The organism is Dyadobacter pollutisoli (assembly GCF_026625565.1).
In the GTDB taxonomy this organism is placed as follows: Bacteria; Bacteroidota; Bacteroidia; order Cytophagales; family Spirosomataceae; genus Dyadobacter; species Dyadobacter pollutisoli.
Window position 1 is genome coordinate 1,531,076 of sequence record NZ_CP112998.1, and the last position, 25,977, is coordinate 1,557,052.

Below are 25,977 nucleotides of genomic sequence, written 5' to 3' on the forward strand. Positions count from 1 at the left end.
GCATCGGGGAAAAATTAAATTACCTTTGCACCATAAAACGATACCATGATTTACTTCTTCGCCGACGATCACAACACAGTTTTTGCATTACAAATAGAGCGAACGCTCACAGCCTCAGATACTTCAAAATTAACATGGCTGTTTGGTGGTGCGCAACTTCAAAGCCAAACCACAATTGCTGATTTCTTTGTTGGCCCCCGCGCTGCCATGATCACGCCGTGGAGTACCAATGCGGTTGAAATCACCCAGAATATGGACATTCAGGGTATTATCCGTATCGAGGAATTTAAGCGGGTTGAAGCGGATTTTACGGACTTCGATCCGATGCTTTCGCAAAAATACAGCGAGCTTAACCAGGAAATTTACACGATTAGCATTCAGCCGGAATCCATTCTGGAAATTGCTGACATTGCTGCTTATAACAAAGAAGAAGGGCTTTCCCTTAGCGATGAGGAGGTCGACTATCTAAATAAACTGGCTGAAAAACTAGGCCGGAAATTAACGGATTCGGAGGTTTTTGGTTTTTCACAGGTCAACTCTGAGCACTGCCGTCATAAGATCTTCAACGGTACCTTTGTCATTGACGGTGAGGAGCAGCCTATATCGCTCTTTAAATTGATCCGCAAGACTTCGGAAACGAATCCTAACTCCATTGTTTCGGCATATAAGGACAATGTGGCTTTTGTAAAAGGCCCTGTTGTTCAGCAATTCGCGCCGAAACGGCCGGATGTTCCTGAATTTTACGAAATAAAGGATTTTGAATCAGTACTGTCGCTGAAAGCGGAAACGCATAATTTCCCAACCACAGTAGAACCATTCAATGGCGCAGCCACTGGTTCAGGCGGAGAAATCCGTGACAGGCTTGCTGGCGGGCAAGGTTCATTACCTCTGGCCGGAACCGCCGTTTATATGACCGCGCTTTCCCGCCTGGAAGAAAATCGTCCATGGGAAAAAGGTGTTGAAGAAAGGCAATGGTTGTATCAAACCCCAATGGATATCCTCATTAAGGCTTCCAATGGCGCTACGGATTTTGGTAACAAATTCGGTCAGCCATTGATCGTCGGATCTGTGCTTACTTTCGAACATGAAGAAGAAGGCCGCAAGCTGGGTTATGACAAGGTGATCATGCAAGCTGGCGGTATTGGTTACGGAAAAGCAGATCAGGCTAAAAAAGAGAAGCCGCAGATCGACGATAAAATAGTAGTATTAGGCGGTGAGAATTACCGGATCGGAATGGGTGGTGCCGCTGTTTCTTCGGCTGACACAGGCGCATTTGGATCTGGCATAGAGCTGAATGCGATCCAGCGTTCAAATCCTGAAATGCAGAAGCGTGTGGCCAATGCGGTTCGCGGAATGGTGGAGAGCGGAAACAACACGATCGTTTCTATTCACGACCATGGTGCGGGTGGCCATTTAAACTGTTTGTCTGAACTGGTCGAGGAAACCGGTGGTAATATTGATCTGGATAAATTGCCGGTAGGTGACCCGACACTTTCGGCCAAGGAAATCATCGGTAACGAATCCCAGGAACGTATGGGATTAGTGATCAGCAAGGAGAACATTGAAACTTTACAGAAAATCGCTGACAGGGAAAGGGCTCCGATGTATACAGTCGGTAATGTGACGGGCAATCACCGGTTTACATTTGAGTCTGCGAAAACAGGCGCCAAACCGATGGACCTGAAAATGGACGACATGTTTGGCAGTTCTCCGAAGGTGGTGATGAATGATAAAACGGTTGAGAGAAATTATCAGCCGGTCCAATATGAGATTGCCAAACTTCACCAATATCTGGAACAGTTGCTGCAACTGGAAGCTGTTGCCAGCAAAGATTGGCTTACCAACAAGGTAGACCGCTGCGTGGGTGGCCATGTTGCCAAACAGCAATGTGCTGGTCCGTTGCAATTACCGCTGAATAATGTGGGAGTAATGGCCCTTGATTTTCAGGGAAAAGACGGCATCGCTACCTCGATAGGCCACGCACCACTTTCAGCGTTGATCGATCCGGCAGCAGGTAGCCGTAATGCGATTGCAGAATCGCTTTCCAATATTGTATGGGCGCCTCTCAAAGATGGACTGACCAGTGTGTCACTTTCAGCAAACTGGATGTGGGCTTGTAAAAATGAGGGCGAAGATGCGCGTTTATACAAAGCCGTGAAAGCTTGCTCGGAGTTTGCGATTGGCCTGGGGATCAACATTCCTACGGGTAAAGATTCGCTTTCTATGAAGCAGAAATACAAAGGCGACGAGGTGATCGCGCCGGGCACGGTGATTATTTCCGCGGCCGGACATTGCGATGACATTACCGCGGTCGTGGAGCCGGTTTTGAAGAAAAGTGGCGGTGCGATCTACTACATTAACCTTTCAGGAGATACCTATAAACTGGGCGGCTCATCATTTGCCCAGATATTGAATAAAATTGGTTCTGAAACACCTGATATTCAGGATGCGGCTCAGTTTAAAACCACTTTTAATACCGTTCAAGAACTCATTAAGGCAGGTAAAATTCAGGCAGGTCATGACATCGGAAGCGGTGGTTTGATCACTACGCTGTTGGAAATGTGTTTTGCAGATCGTGGTCTGGGCGCTACTATTGATCTTTCCGGACTAGGTGAGCAGGATATCATTGAAAAGCTTTTTGCTGAAAATATCGCTATCGTGTTCCAGGCCGACGAGTCGGCTGAGGCAGTTTTGACAGCGAATGATGTTGCTTTTAGCAAAATTGGAACTGTAAATCTGGCCGCTACGCTGGTAATAAAAGATTCAAGCAACAGCTGGGATTTTGACATCGAACATTTACGTGATGTCTGGTTTAAAACGTCCTACCTGCTTGACAAAAAACAAACCAAACCAGCACTAGCGAAGGAGCGTTTCGATCATTATAAAAACCACCTGCTTCGTTATAAATTTCCTGCACAATACGACGGAAAGAAACCTGTTATCGATGCTTCCAAACCAAGACCAAAAGCAGCGGTACTTCGCGAAAAAGGTAGTAATTCAGAAAGAGAATTGGCCAATGCAATGTATCTGGCAGGTTTTGATGTGAAGGACGTACACATGACTGACCTGATCTCAGGCCGGGAAACACTGGAAGATATTCAGTTCATCGGTGCAGTAGGAGGGTTTTCTAATTCCGATGTGTTGGGTTCTGCAAAAGGTTGGGCCGGAGCGTTCCTTTATAACGAGAAGGCTAAAATTGCGCTCGAAAATTTCTTCAAACGGGAGGACACATTGTCGGTAGGTGTTTGTAACGGGTGCCAGCTTTTCATAGAATTGGGGCTGATCAATGAAAACCATGAAGAAAAGCCTAAAATGCTGCACAACGCCAGTGGCAAGCACGAAAGTATCTTCACATCCCTGACCATTCAGCCTAATAAATCGGTAATGCTTTCTACTTTGGCAGGCAGCACTTTGGGTGTTTGGGTTTCACATGGAGAAGGCCGGTTTGATTTCCCATATACCGAAGATCAATACAACATTGTCGCCAAATACGGTTACGAAACTTACCCGGCAAGTCCGAATGGGTCAGTTTTCAACACGGCTATGATCTGCGACGAAACGGGCAGACATTTGGTGATGATGCCTCATATAGAAAGATCACTTTTCCAATGGCATTGGGCCAATTATCCCGAGGGAAGAAAAGACGAAGTAAGTCCATGGATGGAAGCCTTCGTGAATGCAAGGCAATGGATTGAAAAGGAGAAGTGAAAATTAGACCCAAGATTTTAAACCCGCTGTTTACGGCGGGTTTTTTGTGGTAAAAAATGTAGATTTGAACTGACTAATACGACACGCTATTTAACTTTTTTAACTAAATCCAACGCCTCGTGGACCAATATTCACTAGCTATTATGCCAAGCCCGGAAATCTCGCAGCAGCTGGCGGACTTGAAGCAATCATATAAGACAGCCATCGGCAAAAGCTACGGCAGCGCCAATGCGGAAGCACATATTTCGCTCGACGGATTTGAGGCGGAGGAAGAAAACTATCCATTCATTTTAGCTGAATACCAGCGAATCGTTTCCGGGTTAACGCCATTTGAGATCACATTCTCAGGTTTTGGTGACTTTGACAGGGCCAACTTTTCCGCATTTTACATTAAACCAACTGACGGATCCAGCCAGGCGATCCGAGATCGGACGGAGGTTGTAATGAAGACATTTGACAAAAAGCTGAAAAAGCAATATATCCGAAAGTGGGCCGACGAATCTAAAAACCCGCATATGTCTATCGGCAGGCGACTGACGCGGGAGTGGATTGCACTGGCCTACACCGTTTTTGACGGTTTTGAGGCCAGTTTTCATTGCAACGCTTTTGTGATCCGGAAATTCAACGAGAAGCGCCGCCAGTATGATGTGGTAGACTTACTTCCGTTACTTGGAGACAGTGCTCCGCCTGTTCAGCTGGATTTGTTTCAGCCTTAATATTTGCAAGAGTTGTTAGTTTGACGAGATAATTCGGCAATATGAACAGATATACAAAAAGCGAGTTTTACGGAGATCTGCTTATTTATAAAATTGAAAAGTGGAGAAAACGTGGCAGCAGTTGGCTTTTCTACATTTTGGCTTTGTTGTTTTTAATCGTTTTTATCGGACTCATATTGCAACCGGAAAAAACCAGCCAGCTGCTCAATAGTTTGGCCGGTGAGGCCCAAGCTGGCGATCAGGAATCGAATCCTTACCGGTTACTGGCGGCAGTGGGTCTGGTATTAATACTGATGCCATTCCTGCCGACAGCGCTGCACGTAGCGAGGAAGTACTGGCTATATCCCAAGGCGTCACTAACGCAGCAGGCTTTTTGCGCAATCCAAGCCAAGGAACTGATCATTCACCCACGCACGAGGAATTCCAATGGTAATCCAAGGTCTTATTATTTAAAAGTTCAACATCCAAGAAGCAAAAGGATCGTGCCCATCGATGTTGACGAGGAGTGGTTTAATGAGTTGAAAGAAGGGGCCCAGGTCTACACACATTATCATCCGGCAGAAGATAATGTACTATATCTAAGCAGGAGCGCCGGATAGTTTCGCCTTCACAGTCCCACTTTCAGTAAGGTCTGGCACTGTTTTGATATTCTTTTCGGAGTTGCCACCAACCGGTTGCTTTTGGCGTGTGCCGATACTTTATACCTTAAACCAAATCGAACTTTATGGGCTTGTTTTTTAAGAAAAGCAAGGGGAGCCAATCTGTTAATCCTGATCAGTGGCTGCATGCCAGGCAAGGCTATCCTTTTTACATCAAGGCTCCGATGTCGCTGATCGGCATGTATCTGTTCTTTTACTTTTTATATCTTCTGCAAGACATCATAGTTCCCTTTGCGTTCGCGGGATTGATTGCTATTTTGCTAAATCCGGTATACAACAGGTTCCAAAAGTGGAATGTTAATAAAGTCCTGGCCATAGTCCTGACTGTTTTTCTGGCCATACTGGTCGTTGCCGGAATCATGTTTTTCCTTTCGTCCCAAATCGCACATTTTGGCGAAATGCTCCCGCAGCTTCAAAAGAAAACGGAGGCGCTATTGGCTAATCTGCAAAGCTGGCTGTCCACCAGTTTCGGTATCTCCACCGAAAAGCAAATGAGTATGGTCGATGAAGCCATGAACAGCAGCCGTACTTATATTGGAAAAACATTAAACACGGTTTTCGGAGTGATCAGTTTTTTTGTACTGATTCCGTTATATATTTTTCTGTTACTGTTCTACAAGCCTCTCATTCTCAATTTTATATTTGAGGTTTTTGATGAGGATAACTCCGAGCAGGTAGCAGAGATTTTGAAAGAAACGAAGGGGGCTGTACAAAGTTACATTGTAGGGTTAATGATCGAAACTTCCATCGTTGCCACACTTAATTCAATAGCTCTCCTCTCTCTGGGCGTCAAGTACGCGCTCTTGCTGGGTGTGATCGGGGCAATTTTGAACCTGATTCCCTATATCGGTGGGGTTGTGGCCATTGCGCTGCCCGTGCTCATGTCGTTTATCACCAAAGACGGCTATACCACGCCGTTGCTGATCATCGGTGCCTATACATTGATCCAATTTGCCGATAATAACATCATTGTTCCCAGGGTGGTATCTTCCAAGGTTTCGGTTAACGCACTCATTTCGATATTGGTGGTCCTTTTGGGCGGTACGCTCTGGGGAGTGAGCGGGATGTTTTTGTCCATACCTTTTATAGCAGTACTCAAAATTATTTTTGACCGGATCGATGAGCTCAAACCGTGGGGGAAATTACTTGGTGATACGATGCCTGTTAATCCCTCCGGAAAAGTAGTTAATCCCGAGGAAGCGGAAGATAATTCCAAACCGTTGCTTTGAGATACAAAAAAGCAAAGGCCCAATCCGAAAACTACCGAATTAGGGCCTTTGTGTTTGTTGTGAATCAGTATGTCAACTTTTGAATAGTCCCCAACGCATAACTTTGAACATAAAATGTCCGGTCGCCACTGCGTTTAATGTCAGTGGGCATCATCAATCCACCCAGCAGAACAGTTCCGTCCTCATTCAAAATTGAACCGGTAAATGGCAGGAAGCCATCTGGAAGTGCGAAATCGCCGAAATGGAGCAGTAGCGGCTTGTTATTAACAGTCAATGTCAGGTGCGTGAGTGTGGTAAAGCCGCTTTTGTGAACACTAACGGTTCCGTCTGTCGTAACCTGAAATACATTTGCAACACCTGAGGCGAATGGGAAACCTGTAAGTTGGCTCACGAGAAACTTAGTCCCGTCGAATACAATGCCAGTAGGAACAGCGTCAACGGTCATGGAAGGTCCTGGTATTTTTGCAAACAAGCTCAATGCGTGGGTATCCTTGTCACGCTTGATAATCGCATTTGCTCCTGCATCCCCAATATAAAAATGCCCATCCGGACCTTTCGTAAGGCTGAATGCATTAGAGTTTAAAGGATTTGTCAGATTGAGCGTTTTTACATATGTACCAATATCCTCTTTTGGAACCAAATTCAGGGCCATTGCCGGATCGCTAGCTTTGAAATTGGACACGTCTACGATATAAAGGAACCCTTCCAGGCCATGCAAGACATACAGTTTTCCGTTTTCGTAGTACAGGTGGCTAAGACCCTCCGGACCTCCCTCCGGGCTGGCGGCCGACAAAAAACCTGTTAGCACCGTAGTTTTGAGTCCACCGGGTGTAATCATCACAATGGATCCATCATTATTTCCAGTGCCTGCTTCGGAAACCCACAATTGACCTTTCTCATCAACGACCATCCCTATGGGTGCTCTTAAACCAGAGGCGAAATCGGAAACGGCAAATTGGGTGGGCTCGGGAATGGGTTCGACGTGATCGGTGCAGGCAAATACGCCAAAAAAGAGCAGCAGATAAACAGAAAGTGGTTGTAAATGGTGCTTTTTCATAGTGTTGGTTTAGTGAACGTTGGTAGCAGAATTGCAACTTGCTGCCTAATGGCAGTTAACTTCAAATATAAATATTATCAGAATGAATTGTCTTGTGTTTGGGGGCTATTGACTTGGCTTTTTATTAAGCGGTAGTGAGCAATGTCCTTCAATTGAATTTGCACCAATTAATTTGTGAATGCTTTCAGGACAGGTATTTTCACAATCGATTACCAAACAAAATTTTCCAGTACCATGACGCAAGATATCAACCAGCCCATTCCGGCAGCCTACACGGCCATTGACGAGGAAACAAAGAAATCAGGTTTTACGATGGCATCAGACATTCACACATGCTCGTTGCTGAAAACGCTCGCAGCCGCTAAACCTGGCAGCAAAATGCTCGAATTGGGAACTGGTACAGGTTTGTCGACAGCCTGGATACTGGCTGGTATGGATCAAGGCTCAACACTGGTATCCATCGATAATGACGCGCGTTTTCTGGACATTGCAGCCAACCATTTAGCAAGCGACCCGAGACTGACGCTGCTCCACACCGACGGCGCTGATTGGGTTGAAAATAACAAAGGTGAAAAGTATGATTACATTTTTGCCGATACCTGGCACGGGAAGTACCTGCTTCTGGATGAAGTATTGGGTATGCTGAATCCAGGTGCTTTTTATATCATTGACGATATGCTACCTCAGCCTAACTGGCCGGAAGGGCACGACATGAAAGCATTGAACCTGCTCGAATACCTCGACAGCCGGACTGACCTGGCGTTAACCAGGCAGGTTTGGGCCACCGGTATTGTTATCGCCGTTAAAGTTTGACCAATACAATGTTGAAAGCAAAAGGGCCAAACCAGGTCATGGGCTGCGAAAATTAAATTTATGACGTCATTATAAGAGTAAATTTCGAGGATTTAGGTATTTGAATTTAATAATTGCCAGATAATTTTATAATTATCGAAGAATGTAAGAGTTCAATACTAACCCCTTAAAATTTACCTTATGTGCCAAAATCATGGAGTAGCTTACATTAAGCCCGGAGAAGTGGAGATTCAGGAAATAGAATATCCTAAACTTGCTTTGGGTAACCGCAAATGTGAACATGGCGTTATCCTCAAAATCGTGTCCACCAATATTTGCGGAAGTGACCAGCATATGGTCCGGGGGCGTACTACTGCTCCGGCTGGGCTGGTGCTGGGTCACGAGATCACAGGAATTGTGCTGGAAGCAGGAAAGGACGTTGAGTTTATCAAAGTAGGGGATCTGGTGTCGGTGCCATTTAACATTGCCTGCGGAAGGTGTCGCAATTGCAAGGAAGGCAGAACTGGTATTTGTTTGAATGTAAATCCGGCACGCCCCGGGGCCGCGTATGGTTACGTGGATATGGGTGGCTGGGTAGGAGGGCAGGCTGAGTATGTAATGGTACCTTATGCGGATTTTAATTTGCTCAAATTCCCCGACAAGGATCAGGGAATGGCTTACATTAAGGACCTTACCCTGCTATCTGATATTTTCCCGACCGGTTACCACGGCGCAGTAACTGCGGGTGTAGGTCCGGGATCGATCGTGTATGTGGCCGGTGCCGGCCCGGTGGGACTGGCCTGCGCGGCTTCCTGTCATCTGCTTGGAGCGGCTGTGGTGATTGTGGGGGATATGATAAAGGAAAGACTCGATCAGGCGAAAAGCTTTGGTTGTGAAGTGATTGACCTGACCAAAGATACACCGCTTGAGCAAGCCATTGAAGCCATCATCGGTGTGCCGGAAGTAGATTGTTTTGTAGACTGCGTGGGTTTTGAAGCCAGGGGTCACGGTGCTCATGCAGCAGAAGAGCGACCAGCAACGGTGCTCAATACTGCCATGGCAGTTACCCGTGCCGGTGGCGCGATCGGTATTCCCGGACTTTACGTAACAGGAGACCCAGGGGCCAAAGATAAAGCGGCCCAGGAAGGAAGCCTAAGCATTCGGATTGGACTGGGTTGGGCTAAATCGCACTCTTTTTATACAGGACAATGTCCCGTTATGAAGTACCACCGCCAGCTCATGAATGCCATTTTGTATGACAAAATCAAAATCGCCAAGGCTGTTAACGTGGAAGTAATCAGTTTGCAAGACGCTCCACGAGGTTATCAGGATTTCGATAAAGGCGCCGCCAAGAAGTTTGTAATCGATCCGCACGGGATGATTGCGTAAAGATGATTGTCAGCCTGATCGGACCTGTTCGGTCAGGCTGATTGTTTTATCAAATTTAAAAACTAATCCCTGCCGTAACTTGTATCGCCCTGGTTTTCAATCCTTCATAATAGGGGCCGTCTGCCAGGTAACCCTTCATTTCGTAGCTACTTAAACCCTCCTGCAACCTTACGGAAATCGGGATGGTTACTTTCCAAACATCAATTTCGACACCGGCTGCGGCAGTCAGTACAATCGGGTCTTTGTTAACTTCTGATTGAAGATTGGTGGTATAGTCGCTGTTGCTGCAACCTGCAAAACCGCAGATGTAGCCGTACTCTCGGATCGTTAAAGCTTTGCGGAACCGGAGCGTAGGGCCAATTTCAGCAAAGGGCCTAATCCTGCCAGAGGTAAAAGTGTACCTGGCAAGCAGTGGCAAATGAAATGCTTCCCATCGCCAGGTAGTTTCGCGATAGAACTGCGTATTGGCGCCCTCGGCAGTGAAATGCCGAAAAGTATTGAAACTGGGTTGCAAATGCAGGGAGAAACCTTGTGGCTGTTTCGAGAACGCATACCTGATGTCCAGACCGGCTGTAATGCCCGAGATATCGGCGAGCTTGTCGTCAGTATATATTTTCCCAAAAAGCTGCGGCCCGGCATAAATTCCTACGCCAAACCTCTTGAATTTATGAGAATTCTGAGCCTGAACAGAACCTGCGATGAGCAGAAGCGTGAGGGAAAAGAGTAATGGATTTTTCATAAATGATGAGAACGAGTTAGTTCTATCATGACAACAAGCTGGCCGAAAAAGTTGGAATGAGCTTGCCGAAGATAAGCAAGCTTATCTACAAAGCCGAGTGCCGCATAGCGGATAAGTCGCCCTGACTTTTTGTTTTTTCGATAATATCATCGATAGCCAGTATGGAGCTTCGGGAAGCGTCGCTTGAACTATTATGTACAAATTGGCCTTGTCTGCCAACCATATATACACCCTCATCCTGCATGCATTGCTTGAAATTGGTAATTCTGCTTCTATCAAATCCCATGTCGAAAACAGGATAGGCATTTCGCGTAACGTGGTGACCCACAAGTTTTGCGTGTTGGAAGTTATCCTCCCACTTTGTTGCAACAAATGTACTCTTAAAGTCTTGATCCAACAGATGCGCTGTTTCGCTCTCGGACTGGGTGAGTTCAGGCAGCGACTCAACTACAAAATAGTGACGCAGTTCGCAATCTCCACTTTTGTTTCTATTGTAATAATTGGAGTGAAAAGTAGCGCGTTTCCATCTTCCCCGATGTGTGAAATTGAATAATACAAAGCAGTCTTTCATGATTTCAAATGGGACTTCATAGAACAAACTGCACAGAGGCCTATATTTTAAATCTAAATCCAATGAAATCCCTGACATAGAAGCGGTGGTCATAAGAGGTTGCGACGAAAATAGATAGTCATAGGAAATGGTCAGTCCAGATCCTGTTTCGATTGTCTTCTCACGCAGATTAATTCGTTCAACATTCTCCCTTAAGATTATCTCGCATTTAAGTTCTTGTAATTGGGCTTGAATAAATTGGTACATGCTTTCAAAGCCGGACTCTGGGCGCGCCCAGGTTTCTCGAAGGATTTCATATTTTTTGAAATAATTCAGGTCGCCTTTTGAGAGAGCGTCGAGCATATTTTTAATCGTAAATTTTGAAATAACGCTTTCAAGCCGGTGGTAAGCAAATTCGGTGTCTAGAAGCTTAGGGTCAAGTCCATACAGCCGTTCAAGGTAAAAATGAAGTCCAGTCTTTTTGAAAAAGGGACCCATATAATATGTCATCACATCCGACACATTTTTACAGGTGGAGATCGGCTTTGAAATCCTGCGGTAGAAAACGCGAAAGAAATCGGCAGCAGTATCTAGGTAACCATTTTCCTGGATATAGCTTTTTAGCGTCAGGGGATAATGATCCAGATTGTGCTGATTAGTGAGGGCGAAATGTTTGCTGCTCTCTGCATAAACGAGTATTTGAGCCAGACCAGGAAAAAGCCTCAATATATTATGATGCTGCCAAAAGAAAAATGCACCCAGATCGAAATGCAGGCCATCTATCTCGACGTCCTTATGAAGTCCTCCCAGCGTTCCTGAGCTCTCTATGAGCGTCACATCCAGAAATCCCTTTTGCAAAGCATAGGCGGCAGCTGAAACACCCGCAGCGCCGCCGCCGATGATCACAATTTTCTTGCGCTGATATGACATAGAAATTAGGAAAATGCAGTATAGAGATGTCGCATAAGTGTGCCATAAAGGTTACAACTTAGAAGCGGGTTAATACTTCGTTCTACTGGATAGGTGAAAGATGGGTGACTTATCAAAGCCACTTAAACGGATCTTCCGAGGCAATGTGCGTTACCTTCAGATCTGACAGCTTGGGTTGAAGCCATTCTGCAAAGTATTCCATGCCGGGTTCCTCGCTGACAGAATGCCCCAGGATAATCAATGCTGTTTTGCCTCCTAGTAATCTACTGTCTCGGATATATTCGGCTGTTTCCCATTCGGAGACTTCTCCTACAATCAGTACATCGGGATTTTCGGCTTCTACTTTTGCTACGTGGCGTGTGCCGCCCCAGGCTCCTGGCATGAGTACGACTTTGGCGCATGGCTGGTCAAGCTCGCCAATTACCCGTAACTGTTTAATGTCCAATGATTTTTTTAAATGCTTCACCAGGTCGCCCAATGCGACGGAAGGTATGGTGAGTACTTCCGAACCGGTTTTGTAGTAGGATAGCCAATTGGCTTTTTTCGCAACACCGTAACTGACTGCATCTGGTTTTAATGAATGGCAATAGTCGTGAAACCGCCAGACGGCGATTTGATGCTTTTCGAGCAGCTCCTGCTTTTTCTTAACAACCTGATTGTTTTTGACCCAGTCGGGTTTATCAAGATGGTTGTAAAACGTAGGCTCATGGGCGATAATGAAGTTGGCATTGCGTTTTGCCGCCTCCTTGATCACTGCCACGGTCGCAAACATGGTCGTTACAATACCAGTAACGGTCTGTCCCGCCTTGCCGGACTTCAATGTGTCTACTGTGTCACTGATCGGTGAAAGGTTACCGTCTTTCATAACCAGATCCATTACCTGCTGCACTGTCCAGGTCTTTTTGATCGTGTTTGAAGTTTTACCCCATGACAAATCCGGCGAGAATAGAGCCAGTCCAGCAGAGGCTTTGAGTGAATGAAGAAGAAAGTTTCTTCTTGGTTGAATATGGGAAAACAGGAGCTTGTTGTTCATGATGAGTGATTAACCTTTTGTGAAAAGACATTGGAAATATCCATGCGGCTTTTCACAAAAGGTAATATTGGAGGAACATTACTGCAACAAATGAACCACCCAAAAAGAAATCTATTCATTCATGGCAAAGCTAGCCAATGACTCATTCACTTTTCAATGACTTCGCCGGGTTCATCAATGCAGCTTTGATCGCCTGCGAGCTAACGGTTGCAAAAGCGATAATAACCGCTAGTAGTCCGGCTAGCACAAACATCCACCACTCAATGTCAATGCGGTAGGCAAAATCATTCAACCACTGACTTACAGCATACCAAGCGATCGGCGAGCCTATGAGGATGGAAATCAGCACTAGTTTGAGAAAATCCTGCGATAATAATGCTACAATGCTGCTCACCGTTGCCCCGAGCACTTTTCGTACGCCAATTTCTTTGGTTCGCTGGGCAATGGTGTAGGATGACAACCCGAAAATCCCTAGCGAAGCGATCATGACTGCCAGTAATGAGAAGAAACTTGAAACCTGCCCGAAAATGCGGTCGTCTTTATACTGCTCATTGAACTTCTCGTCCATGAAAAAATAATTGAAATTATTGCCGGGAAAGAACCCATCGTATTTCTCTTTGACCAGATCAATAGAATTTCCCAGATCAGCGGTGTTAATCTTGATGGAAAAGAATCCGGAAAGTGTGTAAAAAGGGGCGAAAACAATAGGCTCAATGGCATGTTTCAGAGATTGCTGATGAAAGTCGCTTACCACGCCGACGATATTCCATTCTTTGCCATGAAGCTGAAATTTTTGACCGGCAGCTTGCTCAGCGTCTTTAAAACCCAGTAGCTTAGCTGCCGACAGGTTCAGAATTGCGTTGTTGATCTTTTCGCCTGCGATATCTGAGTCGGTCGGACGGAAATTGCGACCTGCCAGCATTTTGATCTGGTAGGTATCAAAAAAGTCCAGATCTACGGGCATGCGGCTGAACGTGACGCCTTTTGTGTCATTGGAACCTACTCTTCTGATATCAAAACTGCGGCTCAGACGGTTGCCAAATACATTGGCCGAATTGCTCGCTACTTTCACGGAAGGAATGCGTTCCAGCTCTGTCTTAAAGGCCTTGATCTTGTCAATAGAGGTTGAATCCCAACGAGTAAGCTCTGGCCCGCGCACGACCAGCACGCGATCCATATTGAAACCCAGGTTCTCTTCCCGCATAAACTTCAATTGTTTGAAAACAATGAATGTACCGACGATGAGCGTAATGGAAGCGGTATATTGAAAAACAACAAGTGACTGGCGTACCCAGATGCCTTTTGTGGACCTCTTGAATGATCCCTTCAAAACCTGTATCGCTTTGAATGCTGACAATGCGAAGGCCGGATAAAATCCGGAAAGCAGAATACCCAGCAAAAAGACACCGGCCAGCACAAAAACCATATAAATTCCGCCAAATCCACCACCAGTCAGCAGTGAAAGAGACAACGGTTTCTCAATGAGCTTGTTCAAAGCTGGCTGCAATGCTACGGTAAGCCCGATTGCCAACACAAGTGCGAGCAGGTTAAGCAGAACAGATTCAGATAGAAACTGCCAGATGAGCTGAGCAGAAGTGGCTCCGGCGACCTTGCGAACGCCCACTTCCTTGGCACGTTCCAGCGATCGTGCGGTAGAAAGATTGATATAGTTGATCCAGGCGATAAGCAGAATAAATGCAGCAATAATCAGCATCGTCCATACTGCCTTACCATTATTGACTTTACCAATCTCATATTCGTAGTCCGAAAAAAGGTGGGCCTTGTTTAACGGTTGCAAGAAAAACTTCTCCTGGCTGCCCGTAACCTTATCGCCTTTGAAATGTCGCTGGGAGAATGCGGGAAATTTCTTTTCCAGTTTAGCCACCTCGACACCCGGTTTAAGCTTTACATAGTGCCACATATCCGAGCTTTCGAAACCAGCTCTCACCCATTCACCCCAGGTTTTAGTAAGGGTTTCATACGACATCAGCATACCATATTGTAAATGGGAGGCGGCCGGGAAATCTTTCATGATTCCGGTGATCTGATAGGGTTCCGTGTCACGATCAACCAAGAGGGTTTTTCCGATCAGACTGGCATAATTGGCTGGGCCAGCGTTGAAAATTCGTTTCGCATTGCTCTCAGAGATTACAATTGCATTTGGAGCTTTGAGGGCAGTTGCGGGGTTGCCGACAAGAAGGGGGAAGGTAAAAACTGTGAGGAATTGGACATTCACATAAGCACCTTTATCTTCATAAATTTTCTGGTCTTTCTGCAAACTGAATGTACCGGGATTCCCAATGGTGGTGTGGGATTCGATTTCATTAAAATCCTTTCCCATCGCAGGAGCGACACCAGGGTAGGTAATGGTACCATGCTGCACGAGCTTTCCCTGCTGGAAACGGTCGTTGGTGACGCGGTAAATGCGGTCAGCGTCGCGATGAAACTGGTCAAAGCTTAGCTCGAAGCTTACATATTGCAGGATTAACAGACAAGCTGTAATACCGACCACCAGGCCGGTGAGGTTCACAAAGGAAAAAGCCTTGTTTTTCCACATATTGCGCATGGCAATTTTGCAATAATTTCGGATCATAAATGTTTGCAGGAATGAAGGTTGCGGGTACTTACTCTTTTCTTTTTTAAATGCAAATGGGCGGAGCATGCTGAAAACGTCGGTTGCATACCGTAGCCGGGCGTTGCGGGCATTGCCTGATTTCAAACGCTGAAAATACAGTTCTTCCAGATCGCCTTCGAGCTCTTCCACCAAATGTGTTGCACAGAATAATCTGAGAAGGCGCGTGGGCCATTGGGGTGGTCTAATGTCGCGGTTGCTATTCATCTTATTCACTTCTCAGGCTTTTAATTGGATTCATGAAGGCAGCTTTGATACTTTGAAAACTGATTGTGGCAAATGCGATAGTACCCGAAAGTATGGCAGCGACAGCAAATACCCACCATTCGATATCAGTCTGATAGGCAAAGTTTTGCAGCCATTTACGCATGCCAAACCAGGCGAGGGGAGAGGCGATCAGGAAAGCCAGCGAAACCAGTTTTAGGAAATCTTTTGACAAAAGTCCGACAATGCTACCCGTCGAAGCACCCATTACTTTACGAACGCCGATTTCCTTCGTGCGCTGCATTGTACTATAAGATGCAAGACCGAGCAGGCCGAGGCAGGAAATGAAAATGGCAAGAACAGCGAAATCCAGAAACAGCCTTTCAAAACGCTCGTCTGCCCGGTACTGGCGGTCGAAATACTCATCCATAAAGTAGTACGTAAATGGCTTTTCGGGGTTCTGGGCTTTCCATTCCTTTTCAATGCTGGCCAAGGTCTGTCTGACATGATTGCCTTCGATTTTGACCGAAACCAAATCGCCATTCCAAAAATCCAGAAAACGGAAAGTGAGCGGGGTAATGTTTTCCTGTAATGATTTGAAATGAAAATCTTTGACTACGCCGATAATCGTCCCCTGGCGGCCCCATTGTTTGTATTTCCTGCCGATTGCCTCCTGTGGTGACTGGTAACCGAGCATTCTGGCAGCAGCTTCATTGATGACCAATGCTTTGGAACTATCCGAACCGAATGCTTTTGAAAACGCACGTCCGGCGATGATTTTCAGGTCAAATTGTTGTAAAAAATTGAAATCGACACTGTAAACTTCCAGGTTTCCGCTCTGCATTTCGCCTCGTGCATTCTCAATTTCAGAGTAAGCCTCATTGTTTTTGGAGCCAGGTACACGTGTGGAAGCAGCCGTTGATTTAACGCCGCTAATGTTTAGCAGGGACTCTTGAAATACATTGCGCTTTTTGTCGGTTTCACCATTAATGACCAACATTTGATCTTTGGAAAAACCAAGATCACGACTGCGCATAAAATTAACCTGCTTGTAAACGACGATCGTTGCGATAATCAATGCGATAGAGACAGCAAACTGAACCGTTACCAGGCCTTTCCGAAGCAAATTTCCTTTTGCACTCATCGTAAACCTGCCTTTCAAAACGACAATCGGATCAAAGGAAGATAAAACAAATGCCGGATAAATTCCCGCCAAGCAACCGATCAGCAGTGCGGCTAGGAATAAGCAGGCTACAAACTGCGGGTTGTCAGCTATGCCTGTGCTGATGATTTTTCCTGAAAGATCATTGAAAAACGGAATCGAAATGGCCGATAGCACAACCGAGAAAACAAAAGCAATGGTGCAAAGCAGGACCGATTCGATGATGAACTGTCGCCTGAGAAGCGAACGGGCCGCGCCGACAGCTTTGCGTACGCCTACTTCCCGCGCCCTTTCTGCGGAACGCGCTGTGGTAAGATTTATAAAATTGATGCAGGCAATGAGCAGTATAAAAATCGCAACTACCGAGAAAATGTAGACATTGTTCATGCTCCCTGATTCTTCCGCCTCGCGTTTTGAATGCAGGTAAATGTCCAGCAAAGGCTCCATGACAAATGTTATAGCCATTTTATTTTCACGCATCATTTGTCCTGCGTGTTTTTCTAAAAATGGAGGGAATTTGGCTGCAAGTTTTTCGGTTTTTACGCCTGGATTGAGCAGCAGATAGGTGGTGGTGCCGAAGTTGCCCCAATCGGTGTCGACGCCTTTGTTGAAACGTTGGGTGTAAGAGCTCATCGAAACAAAAAGGTCGCCTTTGATCTGGGAATTCGCAGGCGCTTCTTTCATGACCCCGGTAACGGTGGCAGGTATGCCTTCATCCCCAAGCAGCAATGTCTGACCGATCGGGTCCGCATCGCCGAAATATTTCTTAGCCGTCTTCTCAGTGAAAACGATGCTCATTTGGTCTTTCAATGCTGTTTTTGGATCTCCTTTAATCAATTCAAAATCAAAAACATTGAAAAGAGAACTGTCTGCAAAGACGGTTTTTTCTTCCTTGAATTTGAGATCACCTTTCCTGACCAGATAATTTCGGGTACTGATGCGTGTAAATGCCTCAACTTCTTCGAATTCATTTTTTAAATTCGGTCCAAATGCCCACGAGCTGATGCTGTAATTCAATGTTTCGGAAGTGGTTTTTAAATCCGTTGCCAGTCTGTAAATCCGATCCGCTTTTTTGTTAAAACCATCGTAGCTTAACTCAAAATGAACATACAATGCGATCAAAAAGCAAGCCGACATTCCGACGGTAAGCCCCATGACATTGATGAATGTAAATGCCTTGTGTTTCCAAAGATTCCGAAAAGCGATTTTGAAATTGTTTCTGATCATGGCGGGTTGGGTATAGGTAAATTGGGGGTATGTGTTTTTCTTCTTTTTAAATGCAAATGGTCTGAGCATACTGAAAACGTCGATTACGTAGCGGAAACGTGCTTTTGTAACTCCCACAGACTTCACGCGCTGGTAGAAAAGTTCTTCCAGGTCACCGTCCATTTCTTCCATCAAATGGTCAGCGCACAGACAATGCAGTAGCCAGGTAGCCCATTTCGGAGGTTTCTGAATGTGATTTGGTTTCATATCAGGCGGGTTTTGGAATGTTGTCCCACATTCTGTTGCGGATGTCACGAATGTTGTCCAGTGCCCGCGTGCCGGCCATTGTCACCGTAAAAAGCCGCTTGCTACGACCACCTCTTTCAGCGGTAGCGCCGCCCATGCGTGAGGAAAGCAGTCCTTTTTCTTCCAGTCGGTGCAGAGCAGCGTGCACCGCCCCCAGATTGACCGACCGGCCCATTTGCTGCTCGATTTCGTTGGTAATAGCCGCACCGTAGGCATCCCCGGACAAAATCGCGGCGGCTAATAAAACAACTTCTTCAAACTCTCCTAAGTACGTACCTTTCATATTTGTTAAGTTGAGCTTTGACGATTGACCGCCGACGATTGACAACCGACGACTGACCGCTAACGATAGACAATGGTTAATCGTCCATGGTCAGCGGTGGTCGCCGTTATTATTTCTGTAATTGTATAACAAATCCCTTGCCAGTTTTGAAAAGTGCCTTGAAGGCAATAAAAAGTCACTTTTCCTAAAATTGTATTGTCCGAATTTGAACATTCATATTCACAGTCGAACACTGATCTGTATTGGAACTTGAATAATCGGCCGGGATGAACTAAGTTTAATTTTTAATCCGCCCCATGGTTTTCGATTTTCGGTTGCAGGTTTTTCATACGGTTGCCAAAAGGCTCAATTTCACCAAAGCCGCGGCGGAATTGTTTATTAGCCAGCCTGCGGTCACCAAGCACATTCATGAGCTGGAAAATCAGTTGAATACCAAGCTTTTCGAAAGAAATGGCTCCAAAATAAAGCTGACTCAGGCCGGACAGATACTGGTGCATCATGCCGAGCAGATATTTGAAGTTTACCGGAACCTTGAATTTGAAATCAATAGCATGTCCCATCGTTTGGGCGGAACATTGAGACTGGGGGCAAGCACAACCGCGGCCCAGTACATTCTACCACCTATACTGGCAGCATTTCACCAAAAATTTCAGACAATTAAGGTTAGTCTGACCATAAAAAATACCGAGGAAATTGAGCTGGCGCTGCAAAACAAGGAAATTGATCTCGGTGTAATTGAAGGTTATTCAAAAAACGCTGCCATCAAGTACATTGAATTTCTCAAAGATGAGATCGTGCTCGTGGCCAGTAGTAAAAACCCTACCGGAGCCACCGGTTCAATACCTGCTGAAAAGCTCAGGGAGGTTCCACTGCTTTTACGAGAGCCAGGTTCAGGGACATTGGAAGTAGTTGCACATGCCTTGAAAAAAGTAGGTATTAGTATTTCCGAGCTCAACAACGAAATGCAGCTGGGTGGGAGCGAGAGCATGAAATTATATGTGCTGCACTCGGATAGTATGGCTTTTTTATCCATTCATGCAGTGCTCAAGGAATTGCAAAGTAAGGAATGCCGGATCATTGATGTAGAAGGCCTGACAATTGAGCGGTATTTCTATTTTACAATTTTGCATGGACAGCATGAAGCCTTGCCCGAACTTTTTATCAAATTTGCAAGCTACCAGGCCAAATAGCATGAGAACAATCGTTTTTGTGCGAAAAGGCGTGTTTTTAGAGTAGTTATTAAAATTTCGGAGTTTATTTACATTAGTATATTGTCCAATTTACACCCGGTATCATGCGGGTTCATTGATTTCTAAATAATATGTTAAAAATTACATTTGGTCTGATCTCTACATTTCTGCTGCTGTACTGGAACGGTACGAGTATTCAGCATCATGACGACCTGGAAGTTAAAAAAGCCCTGACGAAAATCGATTCGTTGCCTAATGCGACAAGCTGGCCTGCTGAGCTGGATGTGACCCCGTTCGCGGGAGCTAATCTTACCCCGAGTCCTGCCTGTTTGGCAGTGGCGGCAACAGGGGAAGTGTATGTGGGTGTTGATATGATCGGTTCTTTGGGAAAAGATCCGGGAAAGGGCAGCATTGTTCGTTTGGTTGATTCCAACAATGATGGCAAAGTGGATCAGAGCACTACATTCGCGAAAGTAGACGATCCGCGTGGGATCATTTCAATGGGCGATCAGGTTTTTGTTTTGCATACTACCTTCTCAAAAGAAACTGGTAAAGCTTCCGGAATGGACCTGGTAGTTTTTGAGGATAAGGATCATGACGGGGTTGCTGACGGACCTTCCAAACCATTGGTTCAGAATATTTGCTCACCAAAATTCCTGCAAAGCCGTGGTACTGACCACGCTACCAATGGTATTCGCATGGGTATTGACGGCTGGATATACATTGCAGTAGGGGACTTCGGTTTCCATGACGCAGTGGACCGTTCAGGGAAAAAAATGACCCAACTCGGCGGTGGAATCGTAAGGGTTCGTCCTGACGGCACTGAAATGGAGGTTTACACACATGGTATGCGTAACATATATGATGTGGCTATTGACCCATATATGAATATTTTTACCCGTGACAATACCAATGACGGCGGCGGCTGGAACATTCGTTTTAGTAACCAGATCCAGTCCGGGGAATATGGCTACCCTGTTCTTTTCAAGAGCTTTACAGAAGAAATTATACCCGCATTGATCGATCTTGGCGGAGGATCGGGAACAGGTTCGTTGTTTTTGGACGATCCGACATGGCCTGCTAAATACAACCGTGTGCCAATGATGGCGGACTGGGGCAGGAGCCAGGTGTATGTACACCGGGTTACTGCGGATGGCGCCACATTTACACAAAATGAAGAGGAGTTTATCAAATTAGCTCAGATCACTGACCTGGATGTGGATGCTTCGGGGCGTATGTTCCTGGCGGCATGGGATGGCGCGGGTTATTCGGGTAATCCAAACAAAGGTTTTGTTGTTCGCGCAGTTCCGAAAGGCTGGCGCTACAAAGCTTTCAAAGATGTGAAAAAGTCTTCTGTGAAAGAATTAGAAGCACTTTTGAAATCAGAAAGCGCAGTTCAACGTTTGGCTGGTCAGCAGGAATTGCTGGCACGTTCGCCCAAGGAAGCAGCAAAAGCTTCGTGGACGATAGCTGCTAACAAAAGTCTTCCATTGTACATCAGAGCGGCCGGGATTTTCACTTACGGCCAGGCCGCAGGAAAAGAAGGAATTAGTAACCTGGTGAAATTGACGGAAGATAACGACGTGCGTGAATTTGCATTACGCGCTTTGGCTGACAGAAAGCCTAATCTGGATAAAGTACCTACCGAGCCGTTTTTGAAAGCAATGAAAGATTTCTCACCTCGCGTGCAGATAGCTGCCAGTGTGGGTCTGGGACGGCTTGGACGCGCAGAGGCTGCTTCGGCATTGCTTGCTGTGAAAGTTCCTGCTTCGTTTGTATCCCCTGCAAAAGGAACAGAGGGCCCACACGCAACGCCTAATTCGGCTATCGTTCCGGCGCATATTGCAGTTCGCTCGCTGGTTGCGATCAATGCCGTGGATGCTTGCGTAAAAGCGATCGGTACAGAAAATTCGACCATTGCACTTTGGGCATTAAGATATATGCATGATCCAAAAGCGGTGTCAGGTTTGATCGCTGCTTATGAACAGGCGAAGGATGAAGCATTGAAAAAGCAGATTTTGACCACATTGGGAAGACTTTATAAAGAAGAGGCGCCATACGATGGCTCATGGTGGTGGAGCACCCGGCCAGATACGCACGGCCCATATTATAAGGCAATCACCTGGCAGTCATCCGATGCAATCAAAAGTTTCCTGATGCAGGAATGGAATAAGGCGGACGCTACCGGAAAGCAATTTTATGCAGATTTGAATGGTCGCCAACGTATGGGGATCGATGAATTTGGCGGTGAGGACATTGTCGTTGAAAAAACGGAGCAGAGAATTGACCTGACCAAGATCCAGAATAAAAAAGGACAGATTGGCGAAAACTCAATTGAAGACGTCATGCTGGCGATCGCTAAAATCGAAGGTAACCCTGCGTTGGGCAAAACATTGTTTACCAGACAAGGGTGTGTGGCTTGTCACAGCATTACCAAGAGTGGCCCGCTAAAAGGACCTTACATGGGGCAAATCGGTTCGATTATGAACCGCGAGCAAATCGCCGAATCTATTTTGAAGCCGAATGCATCTATCTCACAAGGGTTTGCTTCTGTACTGATCACAACCAAGGATGAGAAAAGCTATATGGGCTTTGTTTCTGAGGAATCGGCTGAGAAACTGGTTTTGAGAGACATCACCGGTGCGGTTTACAATTTCAAAATGTCGGACATCACTTCCAGAAAGGAAATGGAAAACTCCATGATGCCTCCTGGGCTTGCCAACGAATTGTCTTACGAAGAATTTGCTTCGCTGATTACATTCCTGTCTCAACAGAAAAAGTAACCATCGATACGAAACAGATCGATGCATAGTTTAAACAAAACGGTCGGAAGATTTTTCTTCCGACCGTTTGTTTTTTATGTGTTTAAGATATTTGTCGCTGACTACCAGCATCGATCATGATGCGAAAGTCCTGCATGGTAAAAAGATGTTTACCAGATTAAAATTTATCTGAGTTAAGACACAAAATGTGCTTCTGAACTGACTGGTACATTTAAAACCTTGGAGATTAAGCAATTCTTTTCGGCATCTTTTGTGATGGTTTCAAATTCATCCGCACCGATGCCAGACACAGAACCAGTGATAGAAAGATGTATTCCGGTTATACCAAAACCCTCCATTGACAAAGTAGCTTCGGTACTCAATGATGTTGGATTCAGCCCTCTTTGTGTTATTGCAAAACTGACAGCCATTGTAAAACATGCGGCATGTGCTGCGGCTAACAATTCCTCAGGATTTGTGCCCTTTTCTTCCCCTGCAAAACGAGTTTTGAAACTGTAGTTCGTTTTATTCAAGGTTTCACTTTGTGTAGTTAATTCGCCTTTACCTTCTTTTATGGTACCTGACCATAGCGCTTTTGATGTACGCTTCATTATTTGATATTTTAAATTGGAATATAATTTTAACGCAATAGTGTCCTCGCCAGGATCTACATACCAGACTATGAAGAACCTTTCCTAATATTATGGTAGATTTCCCGTCCGTTAATTTAGGAGGCTCCCTCTGAATTTATTTGGAGCAGTCCCTACTTCCTTTTTAAATAGACGGGAGAAGTATGTGGTATTTTCAAAACCAAGTAAATGCGAAATTTCAGATATATTAAGTTCGCCTTCTGTCAATAAATTTTTTGCTTCACCGATCAAAAAAAGATGAATAAGTTCTAACGCTGTTTTTCCAGTTTCCTGTTTCAGTAGATCGGTTAAATACCGGGAAGATATGTTCAGCTCATCTGCCATCAGAGACACCGTGGGAAGACCAATATTTTTCGTTTTTCTCTCCTCAAAATTAGCGGCTAGCAATGCATTGAACTTGGTAACAGTAGAGCCTGTCAATTCTGTCCGGTTGATAAACTGCCTTTTATAAAAACGCTGTGCATATTTAAGCATGGAATCAAGATGACTTACAATAATAGCCTTGCTAAGCTCATCGGTATTGTTATAGTGCTCTTTTTCTATGCTGTAATACAAATTCCAGATGATGTCTTCTTCCGCAGGTGAGAGGTGCAGTGCCTCATTAACCTCATAATCGAAATAGCCATATTTCTTTATCTCGCTACAAAGAGCAGTTCCCGGTAAAAAGTCTTCATGAATGATAATCAAAAATCCCCTTTCCTCTAATTCCACATTTTTAAAGCTCACCTTCTGCTGCGGCTTTACAAATGACATCGACCCGAGATCGTGATCATATTTTGTTTTTCCATAAAGCATACTTCCCGATTTCAACTTTTTAAATCCTATAATATAAAAAGCTGAGGAAAATTCGATCTCCGTATTTCCCGGACAAGTGTCCCGTTCACCATATATCGCACTGAAAAGTGGGTGCTCAGGCGGCTTCACACCAAGCGCTTCATGCAGCTCGCTAATTTTTTTGAAATGCTTCATATTGTTCGCAATTATAAAAACAGGACCCGGCAAACCCGGATCCCGCTATTGTTACTTCCCTTAACCGTGTGCTGCCACAGAAACATCCTGCCAGGACTCCCATGTTTTCAGACGTTCCTCGTAAGTATATTTTACCCAGGGGTAAGTCGTTTTACCCAATAGCAACCTTAGTGGCGGATTTTCTGAATCCACCAGGCCCAGAATAGCTTGAACAGTTGCTTCTGGCTTACCGGAATCCAGCTCATTAGCCTGCTCATAAAAAGCTTTTCTGACGTCATTGTAAGCCGGTATTGATTCACTTAACGCCAAGGAATTTGTACCAAAGAAACCTGTGGAGAAGCCACCGGGTTCCAGTATAGTTACCTTAATCCCAAAACCACTTACTTCGCCAGCCAATGTTTCAGTAAGACCTTCAACTGCGAACTTGGATGCACTATACAGTCCCATTAATGATACTGTGTTTAAACCCAAAGCACTTGAAAGTTGGATGATTTGGCCTGAATTTTGCGCACGCATGGTGGGCAGAACCGCTTGAATGGTCCATAATGAGCCCAAAACGTTGGTCTCGAACTGCGATCTGAAGTCTTGCTCATTCAGCTCTTCCACAGCGCCAATGTGCCCAAAACCTGCATTGTTTATCAAAACGTCGATGCGACCAAAGTGTTTTTTTGCAACGTCTATCGCTTCAAAACTTGCTTTTTTATCTGTTACATCAAGTTTTAATACTAATAAATTTGATGAAAATTCTTTTCTAAGGTCCGTTAAGGTTTCAGGGTTGCGAACAGCTGCAACCACATTATCCCCACGTTGTAAAAATGCCTCTGCCCAAATCCGGCCAAATCCGCGGGATGCGCCGGTTATGAAAATTGTTTTTGCCATTATTTTATTGTTAATATTTATAATGACAAAGTTCTGTCAATTACTAGCAGCGATTCTGATACAGAAGTACGCAATAATGAAACGTTTTTACGAAATCCTGTCACTGTTCTACCCAAAAATAGATCCTAGCTAATCGGAAACGTAAGATTTATTTTAAAACCGGTTTCCCTTAAACAGATTTGGATTTTTCTCAAATAATGCTCTATTGAATTTGACTACATCGGGATGAGACGGATAGGTGGGTAGCGAAGAAAGACCAGCAATCGCTTTATCTCTTTTGAAAGGTGCTTCTTCTTTTATACCATCAGAAAGCGCCTTTTCTAATTCTTCTGCATTAAGTTCTGTGCAGTAAGCAGGCGTACCTGGCTGATGTTTCCAGGATTCGGAAAGATCACCAGAGTCAACTGCATCAAAACCTGCATCATTAACTAATCCAACAATTACTTTTTTTGCCTCAGCATGATCACCAGCCACAGCCATTGCAATCCTGTCTTTGGCACCGGGTTCTTTTCCGCCATTTTCTAGTGTTTCGGCCAATAAATTGTTGAATGCCTTTATTACAGGTCTTCCCAATTGTTCAGATACCCAAACACTTTCCACTTTTCCGTTTTTGATCTCTTCAATATCGGCATCACGGAACGGATAGTAATTAGAAGTGTCTACCACGATCACATTGTCCGGGACTTTTTTGAATAAATCTTTAGGCAAAGTTGGGATGGCCACTGTCGGCACAGACAAAATGATAACATCTACATCTTTTACAACATTTTCTATTGTTGCAGGTGACGCACCTAGTGCCACAGCACGAGCATTTAGTTTATCACCCTGATCTGAATTACTAACTTTAACATGGTGACCCGCTGCCACCATTTTTTTTGCTATCGTACCGCCTATTGCGCCGGTACCTATTATTCCTATTTTCATTTGATGTA

19 protein-coding genes are annotated in these 25,977 nt (G+C 45.1%); 8 read left to right on the forward strand and 11 right to left on the reverse strand.

Translation table 11 applies throughout. The features are described from left to right. Positions 1-45: 45 nt before the first annotated feature. From purL to ON006_RS06370, 4 genes are all read left to right on the forward strand, one after another. A complete protein-coding gene (purL, locus tag ON006_RS06355; protein WP_244819321.1) occupies positions 46-3,708 on the forward strand; it encodes a phosphoribosylformylglycinamidine synthase in 3,663 nt (1,220 codons plus the stop codon). Positions 3,709-3,827: 119 nt separating this feature from the next. Beyond that, positions 3,828-4,424, forward strand: coding sequence for a 2'-5' RNA ligase family protein (locus ON006_RS06360; RefSeq protein ID WP_244819320.1), 597 nt, complete (start codon positions 3,828-3,830; stop codon positions 4,422-4,424). 41 nt (positions 4,425-4,465) lie between these two features. Further along, a complete protein-coding gene (locus ON006_RS06365; protein ID WP_244819319.1) occupies positions 4,466-5,023 on the forward strand; it encodes a hypothetical protein in 558 nt (185 codons plus the stop codon). A 125-nt stretch (positions 5,024-5,148) separates the two neighbouring features. After that, positions 5,149-6,312: an AI-2E family transporter gene (locus tag ON006_RS06370; RefSeq protein ID WP_244819318.1), complete on the forward strand. Its 1,164-nt coding sequence runs from the start codon at positions 5,149-5,151 to the stop codon at positions 6,310-6,312. A gap of 64 nt (positions 6,313-6,376) precedes the next feature. Here ON006_RS06370 and ON006_RS06375 read toward each other — a convergent pair whose 3' ends face one another. After that, entirely contained in the window at positions 6,377-7,369 is a 993-nt protein-coding gene (locus tag ON006_RS06375; RefSeq protein ID WP_244819317.1) for a ScyD/ScyE family protein, read from the reverse strand. Between the two features lie 234 nt (positions 7,370-7,603). Here ON006_RS06375 and ON006_RS06380 point away from each other — a divergent pair, with 234 nt between their 5' ends. Then, positions 7,604-8,182 carry an O-methyltransferase gene (locus tag ON006_RS06380; protein WP_244819316.1) on the forward strand — a complete coding sequence of 193 codons (579 nt, stop codon included), beginning with the start codon at positions 7,604-7,606 and terminating at the stop codon, positions 8,180-8,182. A 180-nt stretch (positions 8,183-8,362) separates the two neighbouring features. Continuing rightward, entirely contained in the window at positions 8,363-9,550 is a 1,188-nt protein-coding gene (fdhA, locus tag ON006_RS06385) for a formaldehyde dehydrogenase, glutathione-independent (RefSeq protein WP_244819315.1), read from the forward strand. Positions 9,551-9,605: 55 nt separating this feature from the next. On the opposite strand, the gene ON006_RS06390 is transcribed toward fdhA, so the two are convergent. The 6 genes from ON006_RS06390 to ON006_RS06415 all read right to left on the reverse strand — a co-directional run bounded on the left by ON006_RS06390 (position 9,606) and on the right by ON006_RS06415 (position 18,595). Beyond that, positions 9,606-10,289 (reverse strand): outer membrane beta-barrel protein, encoded by a 684-nt coding sequence (locus tag ON006_RS06390; protein ID WP_244819314.1) that lies wholly within the window; start codon positions 10,287-10,289, stop codon positions 9,606-9,608. 85 nt (positions 10,290-10,374) lie between these two features. After that, entirely contained in the window at positions 10,375-11,769 is a 1,395-nt protein-coding gene (locus ON006_RS06395) for an NAD(P)-binding protein (protein ID WP_244819313.1), read from the reverse strand. A gap of 112 nt (positions 11,770-11,881) precedes the next feature. Further along, complete coding sequence (locus ON006_RS06400; RefSeq protein WP_244819312.1) at positions 11,882-12,802, reverse strand: Nif3-like dinuclear metal center hexameric protein; 921 nt, start codon at positions 12,800-12,802, stop codon at positions 11,882-11,884. 142 nt (positions 12,803-12,944) lie between these two features. Further along, on the reverse strand, positions 12,945-15,641 hold the full coding sequence (locus ON006_RS06405; protein ID WP_244819658.1) for an ABC transporter permease: 2,697 nt from the start codon (positions 15,639-15,641) through the stop codon (positions 12,945-12,947). 1 nt (position 15,642) lies between these two features. Continuing rightward, positions 15,643-18,273: an ABC transporter permease gene (locus tag ON006_RS06410; RefSeq protein WP_244819311.1), complete on the reverse strand. Its 2,631-nt coding sequence runs from the start codon at positions 18,271-18,273 to the stop codon at positions 15,643-15,645. Position 18,274: 1 nt separating this feature from the next. Then, a complete protein-coding gene (locus ON006_RS06415) occupies positions 18,275-18,595 on the reverse strand; it encodes a PadR family transcriptional regulator (RefSeq protein ID WP_244819310.1) in 321 nt (106 codons plus the stop codon). A 296-nt stretch (positions 18,596-18,891) separates the two neighbouring features. On the opposite strand from ON006_RS06415, the gene ON006_RS06420 reads away from it, so the two are divergent. Next, the gene (locus tag ON006_RS06420) at positions 18,892-19,785 is read left to right on the forward strand and encodes a LysR substrate-binding domain-containing protein (protein WP_244819309.1); all 894 of its coding nucleotides are present in this window, start codon (positions 18,892-18,894) and stop codon (positions 19,783-19,785) included. A 131-nt stretch (positions 19,786-19,916) separates the two neighbouring features. After that, entirely contained in the window at positions 19,917-22,568 is a 2,652-nt protein-coding gene (locus tag ON006_RS06425; RefSeq protein ID WP_244819308.1) for a DUF7133 domain-containing protein, read from the forward strand. Positions 22,569-22,741: 173 nt separating this feature from the next. Here ON006_RS06425 and ON006_RS06430 read toward each other — a convergent pair whose 3' ends face one another. The 4 genes from ON006_RS06430 to ON006_RS06445 all read right to left on the reverse strand — a co-directional run bounded on the left by ON006_RS06430 (position 22,742) and on the right by ON006_RS06445 (position 25,969). Beyond that, positions 22,742-23,158 carry an OsmC family peroxiredoxin gene (locus ON006_RS06430; RefSeq protein ID WP_244819307.1) on the reverse strand — a complete coding sequence of 139 codons (417 nt, stop codon included), beginning with the start codon at positions 23,156-23,158 and terminating at the stop codon, positions 22,742-22,744. Between the two features lie 111 nt (positions 23,159-23,269). Beyond that, positions 23,270-24,166 carry a helix-turn-helix domain-containing protein gene (locus tag ON006_RS06435; RefSeq protein ID WP_244819306.1) on the reverse strand — a complete coding sequence of 299 codons (897 nt, stop codon included), beginning with the start codon at positions 24,164-24,166 and terminating at the stop codon, positions 23,270-23,272. A gap of 60 nt (positions 24,167-24,226) precedes the next feature. Next, complete coding sequence (locus ON006_RS06440; RefSeq protein WP_244819305.1) at positions 24,227-25,045, reverse strand: SDR family NAD(P)-dependent oxidoreductase; 819 nt, start codon at positions 25,043-25,045, stop codon at positions 24,227-24,229. A gap of 153 nt (positions 25,046-25,198) precedes the next feature. Further along, positions 25,199-25,969: an NADPH-dependent F420 reductase gene (locus tag ON006_RS06445; RefSeq protein ID WP_244819304.1), complete on the reverse strand. Its 771-nt coding sequence runs from the start codon at positions 25,967-25,969 to the stop codon at positions 25,199-25,201. Positions 25,970-25,977: the final 8 nt, after the last annotated feature.

Coding starts and splice junctions, on each gene's coding strand:
- ON006_RS06445 (WP_244819304.1), bottom strand. CDS start 25,969: ATGAAAATAGGAATAATAGGTACCGGCGCAATAGGCGGTACGATAGCA.
- ON006_RS06430 (WP_244819307.1), bottom strand. CDS start 23,158: ATGAAGCGTACATCAAAAGCGCTATGGTCAGGTACCATAAAAGAAGGT.
- ON006_RS06425 (WP_244819308.1), top strand. CDS start 19,917: ATGTTAAAAATTACATTTGGTCTGATCTCTACATTTCTGCTGCTGTAC.
- ON006_RS06405 (WP_244819658.1), bottom strand. CDS start 15,641: ATGAATAGCAACCGCGACATTAGACCACCCCAATGGCCCACGCGCCTT.
- ON006_RS06440 (WP_244819305.1), bottom strand. CDS start 25,045: ATGGCAAAAACAATTTTCATAACCGGCGCATCCCGCGGATTTGGCCGG.
- purL (WP_244819321.1), top strand. CDS start 46: ATGATTTACTTCTTCGCCGACGATCACAACACAGTTTTTGCATTACAA.
- ON006_RS06380 (WP_244819316.1), top strand. CDS start 7,604: ATGACGCAAGATATCAACCAGCCCATTCCGGCAGCCTACACGGCCATT.
- ON006_RS06395 (WP_244819313.1), bottom strand. CDS start 11,769: ATGTCATATCAGCGCAAGAAAATTGTGATCATCGGCGGCGGCGCTGCG.
- ON006_RS06370 (WP_244819318.1), top strand. CDS start 5,149: ATGGGCTTGTTTTTTAAGAAAAGCAAGGGGAGCCAATCTGTTAATCCT.
- ON006_RS06365 (WP_244819319.1), top strand. CDS start 4,466: ATGAACAGATATACAAAAAGCGAGTTTTACGGAGATCTGCTTATTTAT.
- ON006_RS06390 (WP_244819314.1), bottom strand. CDS start 10,289: ATGAAAAATCCATTACTCTTTTCCCTCACGCTTCTGCTCATCGCAGGT.
- fdhA (WP_244819315.1), top strand. CDS start 8,363: ATGTGCCAAAATCATGGAGTAGCTTACATTAAGCCCGGAGAAGTGGAG.
- ON006_RS06375 (WP_244819317.1), bottom strand. CDS start 7,369: ATGAAAAAGCACCATTTACAACCACTTTCTGTTTATCTGCTGCTCTTT.
- ON006_RS06400 (WP_244819312.1), bottom strand. CDS start 12,802: ATGAACAACAAGCTCCTGTTTTCCCATATTCAACCAAGAAGAAACTTT.
- ON006_RS06435 (WP_244819306.1), bottom strand. CDS start 24,166: ATGAAGCATTTCAAAAAAATTAGCGAGCTGCATGAAGCGCTTGGTGTG.
- ON006_RS06410 (WP_244819311.1), bottom strand. CDS start 18,273: ATGAAACCAAATCACATTCAGAAACCTCCGAAATGGGCTACCTGGCTA.
- ON006_RS06415 (WP_244819310.1), bottom strand. CDS start 18,595: ATGAAAGGTACGTACTTAGGAGAGTTTGAAGAAGTTGTTTTATTAGCC.
- ON006_RS06420 (WP_244819309.1), top strand. CDS start 18,892: ATGGTTTTCGATTTTCGGTTGCAGGTTTTTCATACGGTTGCCAAAAGG.